Genomic DNA, 22,829 nt, shown 5'->3' on the forward strand with positions numbered 1-22,829 from the left:
CATTCCCCAGGGTCAGGGGGACAGCCATTCCCCAGGGTCAGGGGGACAGCCAATGGCCTATCCATCCATCAGCCCGCTCAAAATTCGCACGGCGGTGACCGGCGGGGTCAAGGCAGACTGATTCAATCCGCGACAACGTGATGTCCAAGGCGGCAAAATAGGCCGGGTCGGGCCGGATTGCCCAATCATCAGACCTGTCGATCGTGGTGCCGGGCGGGGGCACATGGCCATAAGCCTCGCGCATATGCTCGGGCACCGCGTCCCAGGCCTCGACGCTGCCCTGCGTCACCCAGGCGGTGCCGTTCATCCGCAGCTGGACAAGGTTATCGGGCGACCACAGATGCAGCGCCACCTGCGGGTTCTGCCGCAATTGCCCCACCTTGTCCGAGCGTTTGTCTGTATAAGCGGTCAACTGACCCGAGGCCCGATCCACCTTGCGCAGCACCACGATCCGCACCTGCGGGGCAGCATTCCCATCCACCGTGGCCAGCGTGACATAGCGCAACGGCGAGCGCCCCTCGGAAATCGCCAGGTCCAGCAGGCCCCAGGCCTGATCCAGCGTTTCCGTCAGCCCCGGTGTGTCAGTCATAGCCCGTCATCTCCAGATACCCCTTGCCAGTATGGCTGCCTGTGACGCGCACCGGTCCTTCCCAATAAGGGAACGAGGTCGCCATCCAGGATTGCGGGTTCAGCGCCTCAATCACAACCGAAAGCGCCCTGTCTGGCAAGGCCAGCTGCCAGCGCGTGGGCAGATCGCGACCGGCGACGCGGGTTACGGTCAGCGGTTGGACGTCGATCAGACCATCGGGCAGGGGCGTCGCGCTGTCATCCGCCTCGATCCAGGTGCCAGAGGTGAAATCCCCGCGCCCGCCGCGCAGCCGGAACGCCATCAGACGGGTGCCATCGTCAAAGCCCAGCGAGAACCAGTCCCAGCCGGTCTGATCCTCAGATAGCGGCTGCGAGGACCATTCGCGATCCAGCCAGGCATTGCCGGTCACCTCGACCGGGCCGGAGGGTAGGGTCAGCGTGCCGGTCACGGCAAAATTGGGTTGCGAGTAGTAGTAGCTGGCCTGACCGTCCTGAGATTTCACCGAATAGCCCCGGTCCCCATGCAGCACCAGCGGTCCCTGCGCGGCCAAACTGAGATCATAGGCGAACTCCGCACCGCGCGCGCGCAGATCAAGACTATCGAAATCGGGGCCAGCCATGCGCCAGTCGTCGATCCAGGCCTCGAAGGGTTCGACTGTGACCCCGGCCTGTCCGATCCCGCCGCGCGCCAGCCGCTCGGCCACGAAATGCCGTTCGGGCGTGGTCAGTGCCGCGTGAGCGAGCCAGAGCTGCGGGCTCTGCCAGCCCTCTTTGTCATATGGCGCCAGCGCCGAGCGGAACAGCGTCCACTGGATGCCATAGTCCCGGCCATCCGCGCCAGTGAGCGTTGCGGTGACATACCACCACTCGATCCGATAGGTCGGATGCGCGCCATGATCGCGCGGAAATTCAAGCACGTGACCGCGCTCGGGCACCGCAAACCCGTCGGCATCACTGCCAAGCCCGGCAAAGCCCTGCGCATATGCGCTGAGCGGCAGGAAGATCAGAAAGATCAGCAACCTAACGCGCATTGGCAAACACCTGCAGCAGGTCTGAGGGCGGCAAGTACCGCAGCCGGTTTGCGGGAACGAGCGCCGCCAGTACGGCCGTGGCCACCGCAAGCAGCAGCAGGACAAGCCATTGCAGCGGAAAGAGATGCATCGGCAGGCGCCAGCCAAATGCCTCGACATTGATGATGGCCAGCAGCGCCCAGGCCAGAACCAGCCCCAGCGGCAGCGCCAGAACCGCCGTCATCACCGCAAGCGCGACGCTGCGCAGGATTTCCAGCCGCGCCAGCGTGTCGCGCCGCACACCCAGCGCCCAGACCGGCGCCAGTTGCGGCAGGCGATGCGCCCAGAGGGTCAACAGGCTGGTCAGGATGGCGAAACCCGCAACGCCAAGCGTCAGGATGTTCAGTGCACCGGTCACGACAAAGGTTTTTTCAAAGATCGCCAGCGATGACGCCTTGATCGCGGCCTGCGGCACCACGGCTTGGGGCGGTAGCGCGAAGGTGTCGGCTAGTGCTGTGCGCATATCTTCCGCCTCAGCCGGATCGATCCGGATGCCAAATCGGGTATTGGGCAGGTCCGGCACCCGCTCCAGCAATGCGGGCAGGGCGGTGATGGCCTGGCCGGTCGGGTTACCATAATCGGAATAGACCCCGGCCACCGGCAGGGTCCAGCCCGGCAGCAACTCAACGCTATCGCCGGGCCAGAGGTCCATCCGCCGGGCCATCTGTTCGTTGATCAGCACCCCGCGCGCCTCTGCCACCACGTCCCAGACCTCCGGCACCTCGGCAATCAGCGGCCAGTTGTCGCGATAGGTCGGATGATCGATGATGCCATAGAGGAACACCGTCTGATCCGCGACCTGTACCTCGGTCCAGCGGATCGGCAGAACCGCATCGGCGCGGGTGTTCAGCCAGCGCTCGATCTCGTGGCCCTGCGCCTCGTCACGTGCTGTCACATAAAGCTCCGAGGCCAGCCGTTGATCGAGCCAGCCGGTGAAAGTCAGCCGAAAGCTCGACACCATGGTGCCGACACCGATATTGGCGGCCAGCGCCAGCAGTAGCGCCATCAGCGCGAGCGAGAGGCCGGGCAGTTGCGCGCGCATATCGGCCCAGATCCATTCTTCCAGAGGTCCGCGCGCAAAGCGCCCGCCCAGCCGCAGCGCCAGCGACAGGACGGGCGGCAGCAACAGCGCCGCTCCCATCAGCAGCCCGCCCAACATCACAAACCCGGCGATCAGGTCGTCAAAGATCACCAGCGCAAGGAACCCGGCACAGATCAGCAACACCCCAAAGCCTGCTTGGGCGAGGGCAGGCAGGCCCTGTGCCGTCCAGGCATATTGACCCTGCGCCTGAAGGATCGGCACACGCGACAGACGCCAGAGCGCCTGCGCGCTGGCCGCAAACGTGCCCGCAACCGCCATCATCAGCCCCAGCGCGACCCATGCGGGCTGCAGCGCCAGATCCCCATCCACCGGCGCGCCGTACAGCCCGCGCAGTGTTGCCGCCACATCCGGCAACAGCGCAGCGGCCACGCCATAGCCAAGCACCAGACCGATCAGGCCACCGATCAGCGCAAACAGCAGCAATTCGCCCAGCATCAGCCATGTCAGGTCGCGCAGTGGCAGGCCCAGGGCGCGCAGGGTGCGGATCATCCCGCGCCGCTGCTCGAAAGACAGGCCCACCATGCCATGCACGATGAACAGACCCACCGCGAAGGAGAGCAAGCCGAAGGCGGTCAGGTTCAGATGAAAACTGTCGGTCAGCCGTGCGAGTTCCGACCGACCCTCAGCGCGCACAAGCATCAGATCGGGGGCGAGATCGGCAAGCGGGGCCAGACCGGCAGACTGATCCGGCAGGATCAAGAGGCGCGTGATCTCTGAGCGCCGGTTCAACAGCATCTCAGCGGTGCCGATATCGGTCAGGACCACGCCGCTGGGCAGGTTTTGCGTGCGGCTCACCGGGGGCAATCTCGGTTGCGCCTCCAGCCGCTGTGCCGTCTCTGGCCCCGCGATCAGCAGACCTGGCGCCAGCAGCGCATCGGTGGGGGCGATCCCGTCGTCTTGCGAGGTCTCCTCGACCGCGGGCAACGCGGGGTAGGAGAGCAGATCGACGCCCATCACATCAACCGATCCCCCCGGCAGGCGCAATTGCCCCTCCAGCACCGCCGCCAATTGCCAGCCCGCCCGACGCAGGGCGACATAGCGCGCCAAGGGGATCGAACCGCTGGCGGCGCGCAGCTCGTCGAACTGGCCGACGCCCAGCTGCGCGCTGGCTTCGGCATAGCTGGTGCGCGCCTCGGAATTGATCGCCTGCACCGCCGACCAGAGCCCGGTGGCCAGTGCGAGCCCCGCCAGAAGGGTGACCAGTTGCAGAGGATGCCGCGACCAGTGCGACCAGAGGCAGGCAATGGCGGCGCGCCTCATGCCAGGTGCCCCCCGCTCAGATGTGCGCGCCGGTCCAGCCGGGCGGCGATGCCAGCGGAATGGGTGACCAGCAGCAGACCACAGCCGGTCTCGGCCACCAATTCCAGCATCAGGTCCAGCACGGCGGCACTTGCGGTTTCATCGAGATTGCCGGTGGGCTCATCCGCCAGCAACAGGGCAGGGCGCGTGGCCAGCGCCCGCCCAATGGCGACGCGCTGCTGCTGACCGCCCGAGAGCTGCTCTGGGAAACGTGAAAGGAACGGGGCCAGCCCAAGCCGGTCCGTCAGATGAGACAACCACGCGGTATCACTCCGGCCAGAAAGACGCGCGTGAAAGGAAAGGTTCTGTTCGACACTCAGCGACGGGATCAGGTTGAACTGCTGGAACACCAGCGCCAGGCTTTCACGCCGCAACGCCGCGCGCCCGCGCTCGTTCAGACCGGACAGGGAGGTGCCTTCCACCGTGATCTCACCACTGTCGAAATGATCCAGCGCGCCCACGAGGTTCAGCAAGGTGCTCTTGCCCGAGCCGCTTTCGCCCGTCAGCGCCAGGGTTTCGCCATGCTCCAGCGTCAACGACACCTGATCCAGCACCGGACGCCCGCCCGGATAGGTCTTGCTGACAGTCTCGACATTCAGAAGCATATGTCGGCTCCACCCCCTAGCAAATTGATCGCATTGTGATTTCCAACCGACAATCTGACTGGCCGGGGCCTGCTGTCCAGTCCAAAAGGCGTATGCGCGGGATTGACGCGGGTCGGGCTTTGGGACACCAAAGGGGCAAATACCGAGCCTATTTCAGCAACAGGAGAGGCAAGTGTCGTTGCCACATCAGATCGTCTGGGGCAGTCTCTATCTGGGGATCTGTTTTGTCGTCGAAATCATGCTGCTGGTCTGGTGCACGCTGATCCTGCGCTCTTTCGGCAAGCGTTACGGACAGCATTCAACCTCTGTCCAGGCGGGCGGGCTGATCAGCATCGCGCTGTTCTTCATCGTTCTGGCCCATACGATTCAGGTCTGGGTCTGGGCCGTTGCCTGGATGATGGACGGGACATTGGCGGATTGGAACACCTCGCTCTACTTCTCGCTGGTGACCTATACGACGCTGGGCTATGGCGACATCGTACTTGAGCCCGATCTGCGGATATTTGCCGCGTTTTCGGCGGTTGCCGGGCTGTTGGCCTTTGGCCTGTCGACGGCCTATCTCGTCTCATTGATGTCGACGATCTTTGACAAGCAGCTTCGCCCGGACGACTAGATCCGCCTCACAGGATGGGTGCGATCAGCCGCGCCAGCGGGGCGCCGTAACGGATGTGGGGCGGCTGCAGATCGAGGGTTTTGGTCAGCTCGAAACTGTTGCGGAAATCCGCGCGCAGCATCTCTTCGACCTGCGCGGCAAAGCCTGCATCAAAGATCAGCGCCATGGCTTCGAAATTCAGCCGGAAGGATCGGTTGTCCAGATTTGTGGTCCCCACCGCCGCCAGGCGATCATCCACCAGAATGACCTTTTGGTGCAGGAACCCGTCCGTGTAGCGAAAAAACCGGACGCCTGCTTCGCAGATCTCATCAAAAAAAGCGAAGGCCGCGAGCCAGGGCATGGTGTGATCGATCGCGTCCGGCAACAGGATACGCACATCCACCCCGCGCAGCGCCGCGTTCTTCAAGGCCGACATGATGTCCAGATCGGGGATGAAATAGGGTGAGGTGATCCAGACCCGCTCCTGCGCCGCAACGATCGCGGAGAAAAACATCATCGAGCCGGTTTCTGTCCGGTCGCCGGGGCCGGTGGCCACGATCAGAGCGTTGAGGCCGGGGTCTGCAAAACTGGTGGACCAGTCCAGATCATCGATAATTTCGACATTGCGCGCCCAGTGCCAGTCTTCAACGAAGATCAGTTGCAATTGCAGCACGGCCGGACCGGTCAGGCTCAGATGCGTGTCCCGCCAACGGCCGAATTTTGGATCATCGCCCAGATACTCGACCCCCACATTGTGACCGCCGATGAACCCGATCTTGCCGTCGACGACCACGGTCTTGCGGTGATTGCGGTAGTTCAGTTGAAAGCGGAAATTCGGGCCGCGCTGCTGGCGCGGGTCGGCAATATCGATGCCGTTTTCGATCATGCGGGCAATGAACTCGTTTGGCAGGCCATAGCTGCCCACTGCATCGGTGAGCAGATTGACAGTCACACCCCGATTGACCGCCGCGACCAGCTTGTCGCGCAATTCGCGCCCAAGGGCGTCGTCGCGCAGGATATAGAACTGGATCAGGACATAGGATTGCGCCGCATCGATTGCGTCAAAGATGGCATCGAACGTGGCGTCTCCGTCAATCAGCAAGTCCGCCGTATTGCCGCGCAACACCGGCATATGGGCAATATCCTCGAAGGGTTTTACGTTCAGCCGCAACTCGTCTGAGGGCGGGCGGGCCTGTGCGGCGAAGGCCTTTATGCCCTCGACGACGCGCTCACTTTCCCGGCGCGCGATCCGATAGCCGCGAAACCGGTGATGGCCCAGAAACATATAGGCCGGGACCGCCACCACGGGGAAGGTCAGAAGGAACATCACCCAACCGACAGAGCCTTGCGGCGTGCGCGCTGTCTGTGCCGCGCGAAGAGCGCAGAACGCTGCGGTGGCATAGAGGGCGAGGACAAACAGCGAGACCAGGGCGGTCCACATGAGATTCGGGCCTTTTCAGCGACTTACCGCGCGCCAGTCTATAGGCGGTTGCCGTGCTTGGCCATGTCCACGATCACTGCGCTCAGGTCAGGGCCGCCATCCGGCGTTGCATATGGGCGATCACCTGCCATATCTCGTCACGCACCGGCCCCGGGCGGGCAGGATCGCGCAGCGTCGTGATCCAGTGGCGCGCTGGCGGCTGTCCCGCCTTGCGAGTCCAGTGCAAGTTGCCCAGCAGTTCTTGGGCGTCTTGTGGCGAAGTCTCGGGGATCTCGTGCCCGTTCAGCACCGCCCAGACCCCGGTCCAGAGCCGCGCCACGCTCCACGGGTTGTAGCCGCCACCGCCCAGAACCAGCAGCTTGTCGGTCAGGCCCATGAGATCGCGCAGCAGGTGCCAATGGGCATTGTTGGACAGGGCTAGCCGGGACAGCGGGTCCTCTTCAACTGCATCCGCTCCGCATTGCAAGACGATGATATCAGGGTTGAAATCTGACAGTAGGGGCAGAATGACCGCCTCGCGCAGGGCGTTAAATTCACTGTCATTAAAGCCACGCGGAACCGGCAGGTTGAAGGCGTTGCCGCCGCCGGTATCATAAAGCGCGCCGGTAAACGGCCAGCGCGTCTGCTCATGGATCGAGATCAGGCGCACGCGGTCCTCGCCGGCAAAGGCCGCCTCGACCCCGTCGCAGTGATGGGCGTCGATATCGACATAGGCAACGCGACCCACTCCAAGCGCCAGCAGGCGTTTGATGGCCAGCACCGGATCGTTGAGATAACAGAACCCGTTGGCGCGGTCTGGAAAGCCGTGATGGGTGCCACCGCCGGGGTTGAATACGACCCCTCCACGCGCGACCAGCTCCGCGCCCAGGATTGACCCACCCGCCGCCGTAGCGGGACGGCGATACATCTCGGGGAAGACCGGGTTGGAGAGCGTCCCCAGACCGTGGCGAGCCCGCGTATCCTCGCTGACATATTGTGCGTTTTCAGCCTCTTGCAGGGCGTTTATGTAGCGCTCCGTATGAAACCCTGTCAGCGCGGCGGGTTTGGCGCGCGGGCTGACACGGTATTGCGCCTCGGGCAGCCAGCCCAGCGCGCGGCACAGGTCCAGAACACTCGACACCCTCGGGATCGCCAGCGGGTGTTTCAGCCCATAGCTTGAGCCCCGGTAGATTTCTGATCCGATCAGGATCGGGGCGGGCATCTACTTCTTGGCGCTTTTCAGCAGGAGTGAAAGCAGCGGGCCAATGATGGCGGGCAGGGCCGAGCCCAGAGGATCGCGTGCGATCTGGGTGACCTGACGGCTGATGCCTCGGACCTCGTCCACCGCCTCTTCCAGATCGCTCTCAAGCTCGGCAATGGCAAGGTCGCGCATCTCGATGGCCGGACCCACATCCTTTTCCGCGCTCATGCGGCTGGCGACCGAGACCAGGATGGCGGCCAGCACCAGATTGGCCAGCGCCACAACAACCGCCGCCAGATAGCTTTCCATCACGGTGGAAAGCGCCTGATAAGCCGCGACATTCAGCATGATGATCCCGATCCCGGTGATCAGCGCGGCAAACAGCATCAGCCCGGTCTGCTGCTGGAACACCGCCATCTGGCGTCGTGTGATGAGGCGTTCGGTGCGGTAGATGATCGAGAGGTTTCTGGTGATCCGGCTCATCCCAGCGCTCCTTTCAGAATTTGGTGATCCGGCCCAGGGCAAAGCCCAGGCCAAAGGCGGCGATCGTGGTCAACAGTGGCTTTTGCGTCGGGAAATCGCCCAACTCCTTTGAAAACTGCGCCCAGAGCGCATCCAGCTCACTGCTGTCGATCCCGTGACCGGCCAGCATCCTGTCGAAGGTTGAGCGGTCGTCTTCTGCCTCTGGGGCAGGCTCGGGGTCTGGCTCTGCGGGCTTGTCGGCAAGTTGCGCCCTGAGCGCGGCCAGTTCCGCCTCAAGTTCGGCTTTGGTCGCCATCACGAAGTCCTTTCGGTGTCAGAATCAAAGATTGTCCCATCCTTCGACATCAGGATAGCAACGGGCCGCAAAGCCTTGATATGGCTGAAAACGATCAGCAGACAAACGGTCACGGGCACACTCAGAAACGCGCCGACCACGCCCCAGACCGAGCTCCAGAATGTCAGTGAGATAATGACCATGAAGGTCGACATGTTCAGCGACCGCCCCAGCAGCGCAGGGTCCAGAAAGTTGCCCATCAGAAACTGCACCGTGCCGCAAAGGAACACAATCGTCAGAAAGGGCGACAGCGAGTCGAACTGGACCAAGGCAATCAGAGCAGGGAAGATCACCGCCACGATGGACCCGATATTGGGAATGAAGTTCAGGCCAAAGGTCAGAACCGCCCAGGTTTCCGCATATTCCAACCCCAGCCAGCGGAACACGCCATAGCTGATCAGGGCGGTCATCGCCGACACCATTGATTTCACGCCCACATAGCTTTGCAGGCTTTGCGAGATCGCAGCCATCATCGCGTTCAGCTTCTGGCCGAACACCTTGTCATTGGCGGCCAACAGGATCTTGCGCCGGAACATCAGCCGCTCGGCCATCAGGAAGCCCACGTAAAGGCTGATCAGTACAAAGGTGCTGAGAAACGAGGTCGCCCCGCCCACGGCGCTGCGGGCGATGAAAGACATATCGAGATTGACCAGACTGTCCCGGATGTATTTGGTCACATCATTGCCGACCAGCGCGACCAGCTTGTCCAGCGCTGCGTCAAATGCGGTCTCGTAGCTGCTGAAATTGCGCACCATCTGTGTGGCCTGACTGCCCAGCACATACATGATCAGAAACAACCCGGCCAGAACCACGATCACGGCCAGGATATTGGCAAGCCAGACGGGCAGGGGCAGAAAGTCGAGTATACGGTCGCTGACCGCGATAATCAGCACATAGGCCAGCAGCGCAAGCACCAGCGGGATCAGGAATCCTGACCCCGCATAAAGACCAAAGACGATCACCGCGACAATCACCGACACGTCCCGGAATGTGGACAGCGTGGGATGCAGCCCTTCGGTGGACAATGGTTCGCTCTGAGAGAGCTTGGATTTTTCGTCTGGGTTGAAGGACATGCAGGCGGACCCCGGTTTGCGTGACGCAATGTTGCACCGGAGCGCCACGCGGTGCAATCGGGGATTGGGACCCGCCTCGACCATTGCGCTGTGTGTCTGTGTCACTAGGCTGGGGGTCATGTTCTTTCGCACCCATCCCGATCCGGCACTGCCGGTGCGCGCCTTTCTGACCGCGCTGAGACGGTTCACGATCAAAAGCGGCTGGGTCATGAGCAGCCATGTGGCAATGTTTGCGATGCTGGCGCTGTTTCCGTTCATCCTGTTCAGCATCGCGCTGGCGGGCAGCCTTTCGGAGAATGTGATCAACGATGATGTCATCGCGCTGATCTTCGGGGCCTGGCCGCCTGATGTGTCCGGGCCGATCATTGCGGAGCTCAAGAACGTGTTGAACAGTTCCGGCACCGGAGTGCTGACCTTCGGGGGGCTTCTTGCCCTGTTCTTTGCCTCCAACGGCGTGGATGCGGTGCGGATGGCCATGACGCGGGCCTACCACGATTATGATGATCGCCCGTTCTGGCAGACAAGGCTGCTCTGCGTGGCGATCGTGGTGGCCGGGGCTGCCATCGTGATCGTGGTCGCCGCCATCGAAGTGGTGCTGCCGCTCTATGGCCAGCTTGTGTCCGAGGCGCTGACCGGTGAGTCCAAGGAACTGATCTCGGTCGAGCGGCTGAGCTGGATTTTCATCATCACGATGCCAGCGGGCGGTGTCCTGACCTTTCACATGCTGCTGCCCGCGCGGCGTCACAAGCTGCGCCAGATTCTGCCGGGCGTGGTGCTGACGCTGGTGCTCTGGGCGGTGGTTGGCTGGGGATTTTCGATCTACGTGTCACAATTTGCCAGCTATAGCGCGACCTATGCGGGGCTGGCCGGTGCCATGTCGGCGCTGATCTTTCTGTACCTGATCTCGGCCATCCTGATCCTGGGGGCCGAGTTCAATGGCGCGCTGATCGATCTTCTGGCCGACGAATGTTCCTGAGCACGCCACGTCTGCAAGTCACAAAAAACCCTGATCCACGAATTGCCCCAGCGTTGCCATTTTCCGGTCCCAATCGCCTTTTAGACGAGTAATCAGACCGGGAAAGTAGCTCCTCGGGGGGAATAAGATGACCACCACTCAGCCGCGCGCGCGGCATAATATGTTATTCGAACTTCTGCGCCAGAAACATCTGTCGGAGGAGACAACGAAACGGGTCGAGGACCAGAAGCCGCAGGTGTCGAGAGGGGATGCTCTCCTGCTGCAATCACTGGCCGCCTCATCGTTTCGCGAACAACGCCTGCCGCGCGCGTCACGGGTCTAAATCAGTTAAAGATATCCGTCGCAGATGTTTGGGACCCACGCCCCAAACGCTGCGCGAACGCGCCTATCCGAGCATGTAACGGCGCGGCCTTCGCGCGAGGAATGATCTTCCCAGCCCCATCCGGTCACCGAATGACCCCGGACGTCAGTTCACATCGTTGGGTTTGGCCTTTACAGAGCTGATCTCCAACCCGTCCGCTCCTGCACCTGCCTCCAGCAGCCGCGTCACCGTCCAGTCACTTGTCTCGATCTCAACGACTTTCTCGGACAATTCCGACCCCACATAGAGATGCGCGCCATCCGGCGAGAAAAGAAGCGAAGGCGGCCTTTCGATATCGAATTCATTGAGGTCCACGACGGCCGCCTCGCTTCGGTCAGCGGCGTCGTAGATTAACACGCGGTTGCCATGCAGGTCCGCAATAGCGACGCGATCCCCAGCCGGGTTAAAGCGCACGCGAATGGGCACAAACCCCATCTCGATCGTCTCGATCCGGTCCATCGATTGAGCATCAAATATGATGATATTCTCTGATTGGTTGTTGCCGACCCAGACCTCCTTGCCGTCCGGGCTGACAAACACGGCCTCCGGCCCTTTGTTCGCCTCGATCGTTTCAAGCGTCGTCATCTCAGCCGTATCTATGACACTGACAGTATCGGAGCCGCGACTCGTGACATAGGCGCGGGAGGCATCAGGCGAGAGCGCAAGCAGATGCGAGCCGATCTGATCGGTCACCGCCACGCCTTCGACCGTGCCGAGTTCCACATCGACACGGATGACGTCGCGGGTCTCTTCCGTGGTGACGATCACACTGTTGCTGTCGCCGATCCAACTGATGCCATGCGGCGCTAGGTGCGGTTCGATGTCGATCGTTCTGATTAACTCGGTGGACGCGACATCGAAGACATTCAGCTCACGCCCGATATAGCCATCCTCAAGATAGGATACGACAACGGCCAGAGTTTGATCGGGCGACAAGGCAAGTTCATGCGGCGAGGGGCCGGTAGCCCGCCGGGCCACCTCCGCACCGCTGTCGAGGTCGATGAAGCTGACGGTGCCTTCGTATTTGTTCGCCACAATCAACGTGTCGGCAAACGACGCGGTGGGTAGCACAGCCATGATGAGCGCTGCTAATCTAAGGGTCTTCATGCGTGTTCCTCTCGTTCCAGCGGTTTCTGGGCAGTCTGGATCGCCAGGGGGATGGTTCCTAGCCCCGAAACCCCGTCGCGACCACGAATTTTTCCGAACTGTCCGAACGTGAGGCGGGGGGTTTCACATTCGCAACCTTGGTGAATTTCTGTTTCAACAGTTTCTGAAGATCACCTTCGGCCCCGCCTGCCAGCACCTTGGCCACAAAGGTGCCGCCGTCTTCCAGCACGTCAAAGGCAAAATAGGCCGCCGCCTCGCATAAGGAGATGATCCGCAAATGGTCGGTCTGCTTGTGCCCGGACGAGGCCGCCGCCATGTCCGACATGACCACATCCGCCTTGCCGCCCAGCCAGTCCTTGACCTGCTGGTCGGCATCATCGGCCATGAAATCCAGCACATGCGCCTCGGAACCTGCGACCGGTTCGACCTCCTGCAGATCGACGCCCAGAACGGTGCCGACCGCCTTGCCCGATTTCTCGCCCAGTGCATTCACCCGCTTGACCGCAACCTGCAGCCAGCCACCGGGCGCGCAGCCCAGGTCGACCACCCGCGCACCGGGGACCAGAAAGCGGTATTTGTCATCCAGTTCCAGGATCTTGTAGGCCGCACGCCCGCGATAGCCATCGGCCTGCGCGCGTTTCACGTAAGGATCGTTCAATTGCCGCTGCAGCCAGCGCGTCGAACTCAGCTTACGCCCGCGCGCGGTCTTGACCTTGACCTTCAGGTCACGCTGCCCGCGTCCCGAGGTGTTTTTTCCGCCCGGCGATTTTGCCATGGGACCAATCTCCTGCAATCCACCTCGTGCTTATCGACAGGCACGGTGGGTATCAAGCCATGGGTGCGTCGGGTTCGCGGATCATGATGTCGGGCCACGGGGATGAGGCCCCGAATACCAACCATCCGACGCCGTTCAGCAGCTTGCTGGTCAAAGGCACCTCTGACTGTTCATTCTGGTGGAAACTGCGCAGCAGCGCCGCGGCATCTTCGGCTTGCGATGTGGGCACCTTGATCGCGATGCCACCGATGGCCAGCGCAAAATGCGGCAGCGTGTTTGCAATCATATAGCCGGGGCACAGCACATCGAACCCTGCGGCTTCCAAAGCGCAGATCGTGGTCGCAGCCGTTGAGGCCTGATAGGTTATGGCGACGGTTGTAAATGGCATGTGCCATAGAGGTGGGGTCAGAATGGCCCGTCTTCAAGCACGCCATCCGCGCTCATCTGGGCGTAAAGCAACCCCTCGCGCAGTCCGCGATCTGCGACGGAGAGCCTGTCGGTGGGCCAGAGCCGCAGCAACGCTTGCAGAATGGCCGAACCGGACATGATCAGGGCCTGCCGGTCTTCGCCGATGCGGGGATCCTTGCGGCGGCCATGCGGGCCGAGTTCCAGATAGCCCCGGATCACCTTGTCAATCTGATCGCTGGTCATGCGCAGCCCGTCCACCTTGGTGCGGTCATAGCGCTTGAGCCCGAGATGCGAGGCGGCCACCGTGGTGACGGTGCCGCTGGTGCCGACGATCTGGAAGCCTTCGCGCGCTTGTTCGTCCTTATATGGGGCGAAATCGGCCAGATTTTCCTCGAAAAACCAACTCATCAGCGCGAACCGTGCCGCGTCGTCATGCACGTCGTTGAACTGATCGCGCAGCGTGGCCACCCCCAGTGGTACAGAAATCCAGTCCACCACCTTGGCGGCGGGGAAGGGGCTGTCTGTGGTGTGAAACCCCGCATGCAGCCGCATGATCGCCGCAGGCCGGTCGCGGCGCGGCACCGAGCTGAGGTCAATCCAGACCAACTCGGTTGAACCGCCGCCGATATCGACGACCAGCAATTGTTCGGTTTTGGTCGAGACCAGCGGCGCGCAGGAAATCACCGCCAGCCGGGCCTCTTCCTCGGGCTTGATGATCTCAAGCGTCAGGCCGGTCTCGCGCTTGACCTGATTGGTGAAGTCGCGGGAATTTTTCGCCCGGCGGCAGGCTTCGGTGGCCACCAGTCGCATTCGCGTCACCCGGTTGCGCTTGAGCTTCTGCTGACAGATCCGCATCGCCTGCACCGTGCGCGCCATGGACGAACGCGACAGCCGACCGGTGCGTTCCAGACCCGCGCCGAGTTGCACTGATTTCGAGAAACTGTCTACCACATGAAAACCGCTGCCCAAGGGTTGGGCAATCAGCATACGGCAACTGTTTGTGCCCAGATCCAACGCCGCATAGAGCGCATCGGGATCCGGCCGGGACGGCGCGGGGGTATCGACCGCTTTCGGGAACGCGCCCGCACCTTTGGGACGCTTGGGCGCCATATCTACACGCCCTCCGATTTCGAGTTATCCCGACCATAGGTTGGGGCGAGGTTCGGCGCAACCCGCTCATGAAGGTCATGAACAATTTGGGGTTTGGCATGGATGGTCATTGCGGTTGGAAATCCGTTAGGCTCGCGCGTGCAGAAAACGTCGCTGCGAAAACGGGAGATGTCGAAATCGAACCGCCCCGTTACGGCAATGGCAGATATCAAGCGCGTCAGGAAGTCAGGAGGAATCAGAATTATGCCGGACGTCACCGTGGTCTATTGGCGCGACATTCCCGCCCAGGTTATTGTGGGCAAGGGGCGTCGTGGGGCCAAACGTCAGCTTGAGGAACGGTTCGAACAAGCCATCGACCGTGCCGCGATGAAGGTGAACGCCAAGGATTCTGATGCCTATCTGGCCGAATGGCGCAAGGCTGCTCCTTATGCGGTCGAGGGCGATCCGTCCGAGATCGCCGAAGCCGAGGCTGTGCGTCTGGAAACGGAGTATGATCAGGACCGGATCAAGACCCTGATCGCAAATGACGGGTGGGCATGAGCCTGCAATCGTTGAAGGAGGCCGTGATGGCTCTGCTGAATTTCAAGAAACGCGACACGGTCGAAAACGGCCCTGTGAACCCCACCGTCGAGGCTTTTCTGCAAGGCTATTCCATCGAGGTCATGCCGCGCACTGCCGAAAAGGTCGAGGATTTCCGCGCGCTGCTGCCTGAGGGCACCCGCGTCTATATCGCCCATATCGAAGGGACCCCGATCGAGGACATGGTCAAGACCGCCAAGCGTCTGGCTGCCGACGGCTATCCGGTGATGCCGCATTTCCCGGCCCGCATCATCAAGGATGCCGCCACGCTTGAAAACTGGATCGCCATGTATCAGGGCGAAGCCGGTGTCGATCAGGCGTTGCTGCTGGCCGGTGGTGTCGCCAAACCGCATGGCGATTTCGACAGTTCGATGCAGATGATGGAAACCGGGTTGTTCGACAAGGCCGGTTTCAAACGCCTGCACGTGGCCGGTCACCCCGAAGGCAATAGAGACATCGATCCGGACGGGTCCAACAAGAACGTCGATGAAGCTCTGCTCTGGAAACAGAAATTCAGCGAGCGCACCGATGCCGAAATGGCACTGGCCACGCAATTCGCGTTTGAAGCCAAGCCGATCATCGAATGGGCCAATGCGGTCAAGGCCGCAGGCGTCGACATTCCGATCCATATCGGCATTGCCGGCCCGGCCAAGCTGCAGACGCTGATCAAGTTCGCGATTGCCTGCGGCGTGGGTCCCTCGCTGAAGGTGCTGCAAAAGCGCGCGATGGATGTGTCAAAGCTGCTGCTGCCCTATGAGCCGACCGATGTCGTGACCGAACTGGCAGCGCATAAAGCGGCCAATCCGGATTTCAACATCACCAATGTGCACTTCTTCCCGCTTGGCGGTATCAAGACCAATGCCAACTGGGCCATCAAGAACGGCGGGGACAGTACCCGCCCCGCAAATCCGGCGTGAAAGGCCTGACATGACGCAGACAATCGTAGAAAGCAAAACAAAAACAGCGATCATCGGCTTTGACCAGCCGTTCTGCGTGATCGGTGAACGGATCAACCCGACCGGCCGCAAGAAGCTGGCGGCCGAGCTTGAGGCGGGCGATTTTTCGACCGTCGAAAAAGACGCCCTGGCGCAGGTTGCGGCAGGCGCGACCGTGCTCGATATCAATGCGGGCGTGGTCTATAACTCCAACCCCAACCCGAACGAGACCGAGCCGCCGCTGATGCGCAAGATCGTCGAGCTGGTGCAGGGGCTGGTCGATGTGCCGCTGTGTATCGACAGCTCGGTGCCCGGCGCGCTTGAGGCAGGGCTTGAGGTCTGCGAAGGCCGCCCGCTGTTGAACTCGGTCACTGGCGAGGAAGAGCGGCTGGAACAGATCCTGCCGCTGGTCAAGAAATACAACGTGCCGGTTGTGGCGATCTCGAACGACGACACCGGTATTTCGGAAGACCCTGATGTGCGCTTTGCCGTGGCCAAGAAGATCGTCGAACGCGCCGCCGATTTCGGCATCCCGGCCCATGACATCGTGGTCGACCCGCTGGTGATGCCGGTGGGGGCGATGGCCACTGCCGGTCTGCAGGTCTTTGCGCTGGTGCGCCGTCTGCGTGAAGAACTTGGCGTGAACACCACTTGTGGTGCGTCCAACATCTCGTTCGGTCTGCCCAACCGTCACGGCATCAACAACGCGTTTCTGCCGATGGCGATGGGTGCTGGCATGACGTCGGCGATCATGAACCCGGTGGCGCTGCCCATCGGCCCCAAGAAGATTGCCGAGAAACGCGCCGAGGTCGCGGCGGCGGGCATCATCCTGCCCGAAGGGATGGATGACGAGGCCTTTGTTCAGATGTTCGGTATGGGCTCGACCCTGCCGCGCGCGGGCAAGGAGATGGAAGCCATTCGCGCCGCCAACTTCCTGACCAACAATGACCCGCATGGCGGCGAGTGGATCAAGGCCAACAAGGCCCCCGCCAAGGCCGGCGAAGAGGGCCGGGGCCGTGGTGGGCGCGCCGGTGGACGCCGCCGCCGCGCCTGAGGGCGGACAGAAAAAGGACAAAGGCCGGGCCTGATGCCCGGCCTTTTCTTTTTGAGCGACACAGCAAGGCCATGCGATTTGCGAGGCGCCTGGAAGCGGCTTTTCGCGCCGCTCGGGGCTTGCTCTGGGGTGGGGATTGCCATTAGGTGCAACGACCTGCCGCAGTTGAGGGATGTGATGATCAAGTCGATGACCGGGTTCGCCTCCAGCAAAGGGGAACATGCGCCGTTTTCCTGGAGCTGGGAATTGCGCAGTGTCAATGCCAAGGGGCTGGACCTGCGCCTGCGAGTCCCCGACTGGCTGGACGGGCTGGAAGCCGCGCTGCGGCCCATTCTGGCGAAGTCAGTGGCGCGCGGCAACATCACTCTGTCGCTGCGGCTTGCCCGAAACGAAGAGGGCGCCGCGCTTTCGCTGAACCACGACATCCTCGCGGCCACGTTGGGCGCCCTGCACGAGATCGAGGTCGAGGCGATGAATCGGGGCATCACCTTGGCACCTTCAAAAGCCAGCGACCTTCTTTCAGTGCGCGGTATTCTGGAGGCGGGCGCGGGAGAAGAGGATCAGGCCCCGCTAATCGCCCAGCTGAAATCAGAATTCGAGGCGCTGGTGCAGGCCTTCGTTCAGATGCGGGCCGCCGAAGGCGCGGCTCTGGCCGAGGTTCTGGACGGGCAATTGGCCCGGATCGAAGAGCTGACCACACAGGCCGCAAGCGTCGCCGAGGCCCGCAAGGAGGCCATGGCCGACACGCTCAAAACCAATCTCGCCAAGGTGCTGGAAAACACCGACGGGGCCGACCCGGACCGGGTCGCGCAGGAACTGGCCATCCTGACCGTCAAGGCGGATGTAACCGAAGAGATCGACCGCCTTGGCGCGCATATCAAGGCCGCCCGCGACCTTGTCGCAAAAGGTGGCGCGGTGGGGCGCAAGCTGGATTTCCTGATGCAGGAGTTCAACCGCGAGGCCAATACGCTCTGCTCGAAATCACAGAACACCGATCTGACCGCCATCGGGCTGGACCTCAAGGCGGTGATCGACCAGATGCGAGAACAGGTACAGAATGTCGAATAAAGGACACGCCACATGACCGACAGACGCGGCTTGCTGATCATCCTGTCCTCGCCCTCGGGCGCGGGGAAATCAACCCTGGCGCGGCGGCTGATGCACTGGGATAGCGGGCTGCAATTCTCGGTCTCGGCCACCACCCGCGCGCCACGCCCCGGCGAACAGGACGGGCGCGAATACCATTTCATGAGCGAAGAGGGGTTCAAACAGACCGTCGCCGATGGCGGCATGCTGGAACACGCGCATGTATTCGGCAATTTCTACGGCACGCCCGCTGCGCCTGTGCTGGACGCGATCAATGGCGGAAACGATGTGCTGTTTGACGTGGACTGGCAGGGCGAGATCCAGATCCGTAACTCCGACCTGGGTAAACACGCGCTGTCGATCTTCATCCTGCCCCCCTCGATCCGCGAACTGCGCCGTCGGCTGGAAGCGCGCGCTCAGGACAGCGAAGATGTGATCGGCAAACGGATGCTCAAAAGCTGGGATGAGATCAGCCATTGGGGGTATTACGAATATGTCCTGATCAATGACGATCTGGACGCGACCGAAGAGCGGCTGAAAACCATCATCAGCGCCGAGCGGATGCGCCGCATTCAGCAACCAACGCTGCAAAGCCATGTGCGCAATCTGCAAACCCAGTTCGAGGAGCTTACATGACACTTTATGCTCTGGACGGCCACGCGCCGGACATTCACGGGGACACCTGGATCGCCCCCGGTACGCATCTGATCGGCAAGGTGGTGCTGGAGGAAGGGGCCTCGGTCTGGTTCGGTTCAACCCTGCGTGCCGATCACGAGGAAATCCGTGTCGGCGCGGGCAGCAATGTGCAGGAAAACGTGGTCATGCATATCGATCCCGGCTTTCCGCTGAGTATCGGCAGGAATTGTACCATCGGGCACAAGGTCATGCTGCACGGCTGCACCATCGGCGACAACTCCCTGATCGGGATGGGTGCAACGGTGCTGAACGGCGCAAAGATCGGTCGGAACTGCCTGATCGGGGCAGGGGCGCTGATCACCGAGAACAAGGTCATTCCCGACAATTCGCTGGTGATGGGCGCGCCGGGCAAGGTGGTGCGTGAACTGGATGAGGCGGCGGCGCAGAAACTGACGCTGAGCGCCTTGCACTATCAAAAGAACATGCGGCGTTTTCGCGACGGTCTTGTCGAGGTCACATGAGCGGCAGGAACGAAAAGGGCTCGATCATCCGGCCCGATCCGCTGCCCGAAAGCGCCAGTCGACCGGTTGCGACCCCGCTGAGCCCCTCGGTGGTTTACGCCTCGGACACGCCCGACGCGCTGGACGACCAGTATGAGGGCCGCGTGCAGGGCTATACCTATTCGCGCGAGGGGCATCCCAATGCCGATGTGGTGGCCAAGCGGCTGGATGCGATGGAAGGTGCCAGTGGCGGCATCGTGACCGGCTCTGGCATGGGGGCAGTGACGGCAGCGCTGATGGGGCTGCTTTCAGCGGGCGATCACGTCATTGGCGGCAGCCAGCTTTATGGGCGCTCTCTGCGTCTGATGGCCGAGGATTTGCCGCGTCTGGGGATCGCCACGACGCTGGCAGACTCGGGTGATATCGACGCGATGAGAGCGGCTATCCGCCCGGAGACGCGGATGATCCTTGTCGAGGTTGTCTCGAACCCCGCGCTGAACGTGGCCGATATTGAGGGGCTGGCAGCGCTGTGCCGGGAGCGTGGCATTCTGCTGGCGGTGGACAACACCTTTACCACGCCGCGTGCGTTCCGGCCGCTGGATCACGGCGCGGATATCGTGCTGCATTCGATCACCAAGCTGCTGGCCGGGCATTCTGATGTGATGCTGGGCTACGCGGTGGCCCGCGATCCGGAATTGAGCGACCGCATGCGCGTGTTTTCCGTGACAACCGGTCTGACCCCCAGCCCGTTTGATTGCTGGCTGGCCGAACGCGGCATGCTGTCCTTTGATCTGCGGTTCGACCGGGCGCAGGCCAGCGCGGCGCTGCTGGCCGATCATCTTGCGACGCTGCCGGGCGTCAAACGGGTGCTCTACCCGACGCGCGCTGATCATCCCGATCATGCCCGCGCCATGGCGCTGCTGAACGGGCAGGGCTGTAACATGGTCAGCTTTGAGCTGGACGGCGGCCGCGCCGCTGCCAATGCCTTCACCCGGGCAGCGGATGGTTTGAGCTTTGCACCAACGCTGGGCGATGTCGGCACTACCCTGTCGCATCCCGCCTCCTCCTCTCACCGTGCTTTGAGCGTTGAAGAGCGTGCGTCGCGCGGGTTGACCGAAGGGTTCTTTCGGGTCTCCGTCGGTCTGGAAGACCCGGACCTGCTCAAGAGCATCTTCTCGCAGGCCGTTGCCGAGGCCACCGGGACATGACATCGCTGCCCGAGGAGACCATTCGCGGGCTTCTGGCCGGAATTCCGCTGGTGGCGCTGATCGTTGATCCGTCAGAGCGGATCATCGGCGCAAACGCCGAGGCGCAGGCGTTGCTGGGACGTCAGATCGTCGGCAGGCATTTCGCCACAATCCTGCGCCAACCTCCGGTGATTGACGCGCTGGAGCGCTGTCTGCGGCGTCAGGAATCGACGCGCACGCGTTTGCTGTCCAGCGAGGACGGACAGGACGTCACCTTTGATGTGTCCTGCCGCCATATCCCCGATCTGGGGGCGCTGCTGTGTTTCACCGATGTGACTCCGATGGAAAAGGCGGGACAGATGCGGCGCGATTTCGTCGCCAATGTCAGCCATGAATTGCGCACACCGCTGACCGCGCTGATGGGGTTCATCGAAACCCTGCGCGGCCCGGCCCGTGACGACAATGTCGCCCGCGAGCGCTTCCTGCAGATCATGGAGGGAGAGGCCAGCCGGATGAACCGTCTGGTCGGTGATCTGCTGTCGCTGAACCGGGTCGAAAGCCAGGAAAGGGTGCGCCCCAGCGCGGAGGTCGACCTGCACGGGCTGCTGAAATCGACGTTGAACTCGATCAAGCCGCTATCCGAAGAAGCGGGCGTCGCGATGAAGCTGATCGCGCCGGACAATCCGGTTCTGGTCGCGGGCGATCCCGATCAACTGCGGCAGGTCTTCACCAACCTGATCGAGAATGCGATCAAATACGGCGGCAGTGGCGGCGTTGTCGACATCTCGCTGACCTCAAAGGACCGCGATCCGGCCCTGCGTGCTCCATCAGCACGCATTCTGGTGGCCGATAAGGGACCGGGCATCGACCCTGTGCATCTACCTCGGCTGACCGAGCGCTTCTATCGTGCCGACAGCCACCGCTCACGCGAGCTGGGCGGGACCGGGCTGGGGCTCGCGATCGTCAAACACATCATCAACCGCCATCGCGGTCGCCTGCGGATCGAAAGCGACTTGGGGCAGGGATCGGTGTTTACGGTCATTCTGCCGCAGGGGACTGCGGCGGCTAACTAGGGAATTTATTTTAAAACAAAGCTTTACGTGCATAAACGTGCATTAACTTTTTTTCCATCAAACCCCAATTGTCATACGACTGTTACAAACCTGTCACAAAAGGCAAACGCAGCGCGGCTAGCTACCGCGACGAGATCATCATGAGGGTGATCGCTGCAAATTCTCTACCAAGGAGACTGAAATGTCCTTTGTGAAACTTTCCGCCTCGGCGCTGGCCATCGCTGCTGTTTCGGCAACGGCTGCTGCCGCGCGTGATCAGGTTCAGGTTGCCGGGTCGTCGACCGTTCTGCCCTATGCCTCGATCGTCGCCGAAGCCTTTGGCGAAAACTTCGACTTCCCGACACCGGTGGTGGAATCGGGCGGCTCGTCCGCAGGTCTGAAGCGGTTCTGCGAAGGTGTGGGCGAAAACACCATCGACGTGGCCAACGCCTCGCGCAAGATCAAGGACACCGAGATCGCCAAATGTGCCGAAGCGGGTGTGACCGACATCATCGAAGTGCGCATCGGCTATGATGGCATCGTCTTTGCCAGCGACATCGCGGGCAACTCCTACGAATTCACGCCCGATGACTGGTTCCTGGCACTGTCCGACAAGGTTCTGGTGGATGGCCAGTTGGTCGACAACCCGAACGTGACCTGGGCCGACGTGAACCCGAACTTCCCGGCCGTTGACATCCAGGCCTTCATCCCCGGTACCAAGCACGGCACCCGTGAAGTGTTCGAGGACAAGGTGATCCTGGCGGGCTGCGAGCACACCGGCGCGTTCGACGCGCTGAAAGCCGCAAATGGCGACGACAAGAAAGCCGCCGAAAAAGCCTGTATCGCTCTGCGCACCGATGGCAAATCGGTCGATATCGACGGCGACTACACCGAGACGCTGGCCCGTATCGAAAGCAACAAGGACGGCATCGGCGTCTTTGGTCTGGCCTTCTACGAGAACAACACCGACAAGCTGCAGGTTGCGACCATGTCGGGCATCGTTCCCTCGACCGAGTCGATCGCAACCGGCGAATACCCGGTCTCGCGCCCGCTGTTCTTCTACGTCAAGAAAGCCCATATCGGCGTGATCCCCGGCCTCAAGGAATATGCCGAGTTCTTCGTCGCTGACGAAGTCGCTGGCCCCGACGGCCCGCTCGCCGAATATGGCCTGGTCTCAGACCCCGAGCTGAGCGACACGCAAGGCGCGGTTGCCGACGAGGCGGTTCTGGGCGGCAATTCCTGATCGGGACGCCCGCATGATGTGGCCGGGGCGGGTTGATCGCCCCGGTATTTCCC

General features: G+C 62.0%; 25 protein-coding genes. 12 read left to right on the plus strand and 13 right to left on the minus strand.

Translation table 11 applies throughout. The features are described 5' to 3' along the window. Positions 1-37 precede the first annotated feature (37 nt). Genes AB1E34_RS19115 through AB1E34_RS19130 form a run of 4 tightly spaced genes read right to left on the minus strand, consistent with a single transcriptional unit; the run spans position 38 to position 4,664 of the window. Positions 38-589: a pyridoxamine 5'-phosphate oxidase family protein gene (locus tag AB1E34_RS19115; RefSeq protein WP_372573914.1), complete on the minus strand. Its 552-nt coding sequence runs from the start codon at positions 587-589 to the stop codon at positions 38-40. Then, a complete protein-coding gene (locus tag AB1E34_RS19120) occupies positions 582-1,619 on the minus strand; it encodes a lipocalin-like domain-containing protein (protein WP_372573915.1) in 1,038 nt (345 codons plus the stop codon). The genes AB1E34_RS19115 and AB1E34_RS19120 overlap by 8 nt, the downstream gene beginning before the upstream one ends. Continuing rightward, positions 1,609-4,020, minus strand: coding sequence for an ABC transporter permease (locus AB1E34_RS19125; protein WP_372573916.1), 2,412 nt, complete (start codon positions 4,018-4,020; stop codon positions 1,609-1,611). The genes AB1E34_RS19120 and AB1E34_RS19125 overlap by 11 nt, the downstream gene beginning before the upstream one ends. Beyond that, positions 4,017-4,664 (minus strand): ABC transporter ATP-binding protein, encoded by a 648-nt coding sequence (locus AB1E34_RS19130; protein ID WP_372573917.1) that lies wholly within the window; start codon positions 4,662-4,664, stop codon positions 4,017-4,019. Before AB1E34_RS19130 ends, AB1E34_RS19125 begins: the two co-directional genes overlap by 4 nt. Before the next feature lie 172 nt (positions 4,665-4,836). Between AB1E34_RS19130 and AB1E34_RS19135 the strand changes: the two genes are divergently transcribed. Further along, entirely contained in the window at positions 4,837-5,277 is a 441-nt protein-coding gene (locus tag AB1E34_RS19135) for a potassium channel family protein (protein ID WP_372573918.1), read from the plus strand. A gap of 7 nt (positions 5,278-5,284) precedes the next feature. Here AB1E34_RS19135 and cls read toward each other — a convergent pair whose 3' ends face one another. The 5 genes from cls to AB1E34_RS19160 all read right to left on the minus strand — a co-directional run bounded on the left by cls (position 5,285) and on the right by AB1E34_RS19160 (position 9,767). Then, on the minus strand, positions 5,285-6,697 hold the full coding sequence (gene cls, locus AB1E34_RS19140; protein WP_372573919.1) for a cardiolipin synthase: 1,413 nt from the start codon (positions 6,695-6,697) through the stop codon (positions 5,285-5,287). An 82-nt stretch (positions 6,698-6,779) separates the two neighbouring features. Continuing rightward, positions 6,780-7,898, minus strand: a complete 1,119-nt coding sequence (locus tag AB1E34_RS19145; protein ID WP_372573920.1) for an acetoin utilization protein AcuC — start codon at positions 7,896-7,898, stop codon at positions 6,780-6,782. After that, entirely contained in the window at positions 7,899-8,360 is a 462-nt protein-coding gene (locus AB1E34_RS19150; protein ID WP_372573921.1) for a phage holin family protein, read from the minus strand. A 13-nt stretch (positions 8,361-8,373) separates the two neighbouring features. After that, positions 8,374-8,655 carry a hypothetical protein gene (locus AB1E34_RS19155; RefSeq protein WP_372573922.1) on the minus strand — a complete coding sequence of 94 codons (282 nt, stop codon included), beginning with the start codon at positions 8,653-8,655 and terminating at the stop codon, positions 8,374-8,376. After that, the gene (locus AB1E34_RS19160) at positions 8,655-9,767 is read right to left on the minus strand and encodes an AI-2E family transporter (RefSeq protein ID WP_372573923.1); all 1,113 of its coding nucleotides are present in this window, start codon (positions 9,765-9,767) and stop codon (positions 8,655-8,657) included. The genes AB1E34_RS19155 and AB1E34_RS19160 overlap by 1 nt, the downstream gene beginning before the upstream one ends. A 118-nt stretch (positions 9,768-9,885) precedes the next feature. Between AB1E34_RS19160 and AB1E34_RS19165 the strand changes: the two genes are divergently transcribed. Then, positions 9,886-10,743 (plus strand): YihY/virulence factor BrkB family protein, encoded by an 858-nt coding sequence (locus AB1E34_RS19165; RefSeq protein ID WP_372573924.1) that lies wholly within the window; start codon positions 9,886-9,888, stop codon positions 10,741-10,743. Positions 10,744-10,870: 127 nt separating this feature from the next. Beyond that, entirely contained in the window at positions 10,871-11,065 is a 195-nt protein-coding gene (locus AB1E34_RS19170) for a hypothetical protein (protein WP_372573925.1), read from the plus strand. 144 nt (positions 11,066-11,209) lie between these two features. On the opposite strand, the gene AB1E34_RS19175 is transcribed toward AB1E34_RS19170, so the two are convergent. The 4 genes from AB1E34_RS19175 to AB1E34_RS19190 are packed head-to-tail and all read right to left on the minus strand — an operon-like array spanning position 11,210 to position 14,504. Further along, positions 11,210-12,211 carry a YncE family protein gene (locus AB1E34_RS19175; RefSeq protein WP_372573926.1) on the minus strand — a complete coding sequence of 334 codons (1,002 nt, stop codon included), beginning with the start codon at positions 12,209-12,211 and terminating at the stop codon, positions 11,210-11,212. Between the two features lie 58 nt (positions 12,212-12,269). After that, positions 12,270-12,986: an RlmE family RNA methyltransferase gene (locus AB1E34_RS19180; RefSeq protein WP_372573927.1), complete on the minus strand. Its 717-nt coding sequence runs from the start codon at positions 12,984-12,986 to the stop codon at positions 12,270-12,272. Between the two features lie 52 nt (positions 12,987-13,038). Beyond that, positions 13,039-13,374 (minus strand): hypothetical protein, encoded by a 336-nt coding sequence (locus AB1E34_RS19185; RefSeq protein ID WP_372573928.1) that lies wholly within the window; start codon positions 13,372-13,374, stop codon positions 13,039-13,041. 17 nt (positions 13,375-13,391) lie between these two features. Continuing rightward, positions 13,392-14,504 (minus strand): Ppx/GppA phosphatase family protein, encoded by a 1,113-nt coding sequence (locus AB1E34_RS19190; RefSeq protein WP_306194280.1) that lies wholly within the window; start codon positions 14,502-14,504, stop codon positions 13,392-13,394. Between the two features lie 243 nt (positions 14,505-14,747). Here AB1E34_RS19190 and AB1E34_RS19195 point away from each other — a divergent pair, with 243 nt between their 5' ends. The 9 genes from AB1E34_RS19195 (at position 14,748) to AB1E34_RS19235 (ending at position 22,776) form a co-directional block, all read left to right on the plus strand. Next, positions 14,748-15,044: a virulence factor gene (locus AB1E34_RS19195; RefSeq protein WP_372573929.1), complete on the plus strand. Its 297-nt coding sequence runs from the start codon at positions 14,748-14,750 to the stop codon at positions 15,042-15,044. 26 nt (positions 15,045-15,070) lie between these two features. Next, entirely contained in the window at positions 15,071-16,000 is a 930-nt protein-coding gene (locus AB1E34_RS19200; protein WP_372573930.1) for a methylenetetrahydrofolate reductase, read from the plus strand. Between the two features lie 10 nt (positions 16,001-16,010). Beyond that, complete coding sequence (locus AB1E34_RS19205; protein ID WP_372573931.1) at positions 16,011-17,072, plus strand: methyltetrahydrofolate cobalamin methyltransferase; 1,062 nt, start codon at positions 16,011-16,013, stop codon at positions 17,070-17,072. Between the two features lie 177 nt (positions 17,073-17,249). After that, on the plus strand, positions 17,250-18,140 hold the full coding sequence (locus tag AB1E34_RS19210; protein WP_372573932.1) for a YicC/YloC family endoribonuclease: 891 nt from the start codon (positions 17,250-17,252) through the stop codon (positions 18,138-18,140). Positions 18,141-18,152: 12 nt separating this feature from the next. After that, positions 18,153-18,794 (plus strand): guanylate kinase, encoded by a 642-nt coding sequence (gmk, locus tag AB1E34_RS19215; protein WP_372573933.1) that lies wholly within the window; start codon positions 18,153-18,155, stop codon positions 18,792-18,794. After that, a complete protein-coding gene (locus AB1E34_RS19220; RefSeq protein ID WP_372573934.1) occupies positions 18,791-19,315 on the plus strand; it encodes a gamma carbonic anhydrase family protein in 525 nt (174 codons plus the stop codon). Before gmk ends, AB1E34_RS19220 begins: the two co-directional genes overlap by 4 nt. Next, positions 19,312-20,502 carry a trans-sulfuration enzyme family protein gene (locus AB1E34_RS19225; protein ID WP_372573935.1) on the plus strand — a complete coding sequence of 397 codons (1,191 nt, stop codon included), beginning with the start codon at positions 19,312-19,314 and terminating at the stop codon, positions 20,500-20,502. Before AB1E34_RS19220 ends, AB1E34_RS19225 begins: the two co-directional genes overlap by 4 nt. A 5-nt stretch (positions 20,503-20,507) precedes the next feature. Next, the gene (locus tag AB1E34_RS19230) at positions 20,508-21,554 is read left to right on the plus strand and encodes an ATP-binding protein (RefSeq protein ID WP_372573995.1); all 1,047 of its coding nucleotides are present in this window, start codon (positions 20,508-20,510) and stop codon (positions 21,552-21,554) included. 181 nt (positions 21,555-21,735) lie between these two features. Continuing rightward, positions 21,736-22,776: a substrate-binding domain-containing protein gene (locus tag AB1E34_RS19235; RefSeq protein WP_372573936.1), complete on the plus strand. Its 1,041-nt coding sequence runs from the start codon at positions 21,736-21,738 to the stop codon at positions 22,774-22,776. Positions 22,777-22,829: the final 53 nt, after the last annotated feature.

It is taken from the genome of Ruegeria jejuensis, from assembly GCF_041537905.1.
Taxonomy (GTDB): domain Bacteria; phylum Pseudomonadota; class Alphaproteobacteria; order Rhodobacterales; family Rhodobacteraceae; genus Ruegeria_C.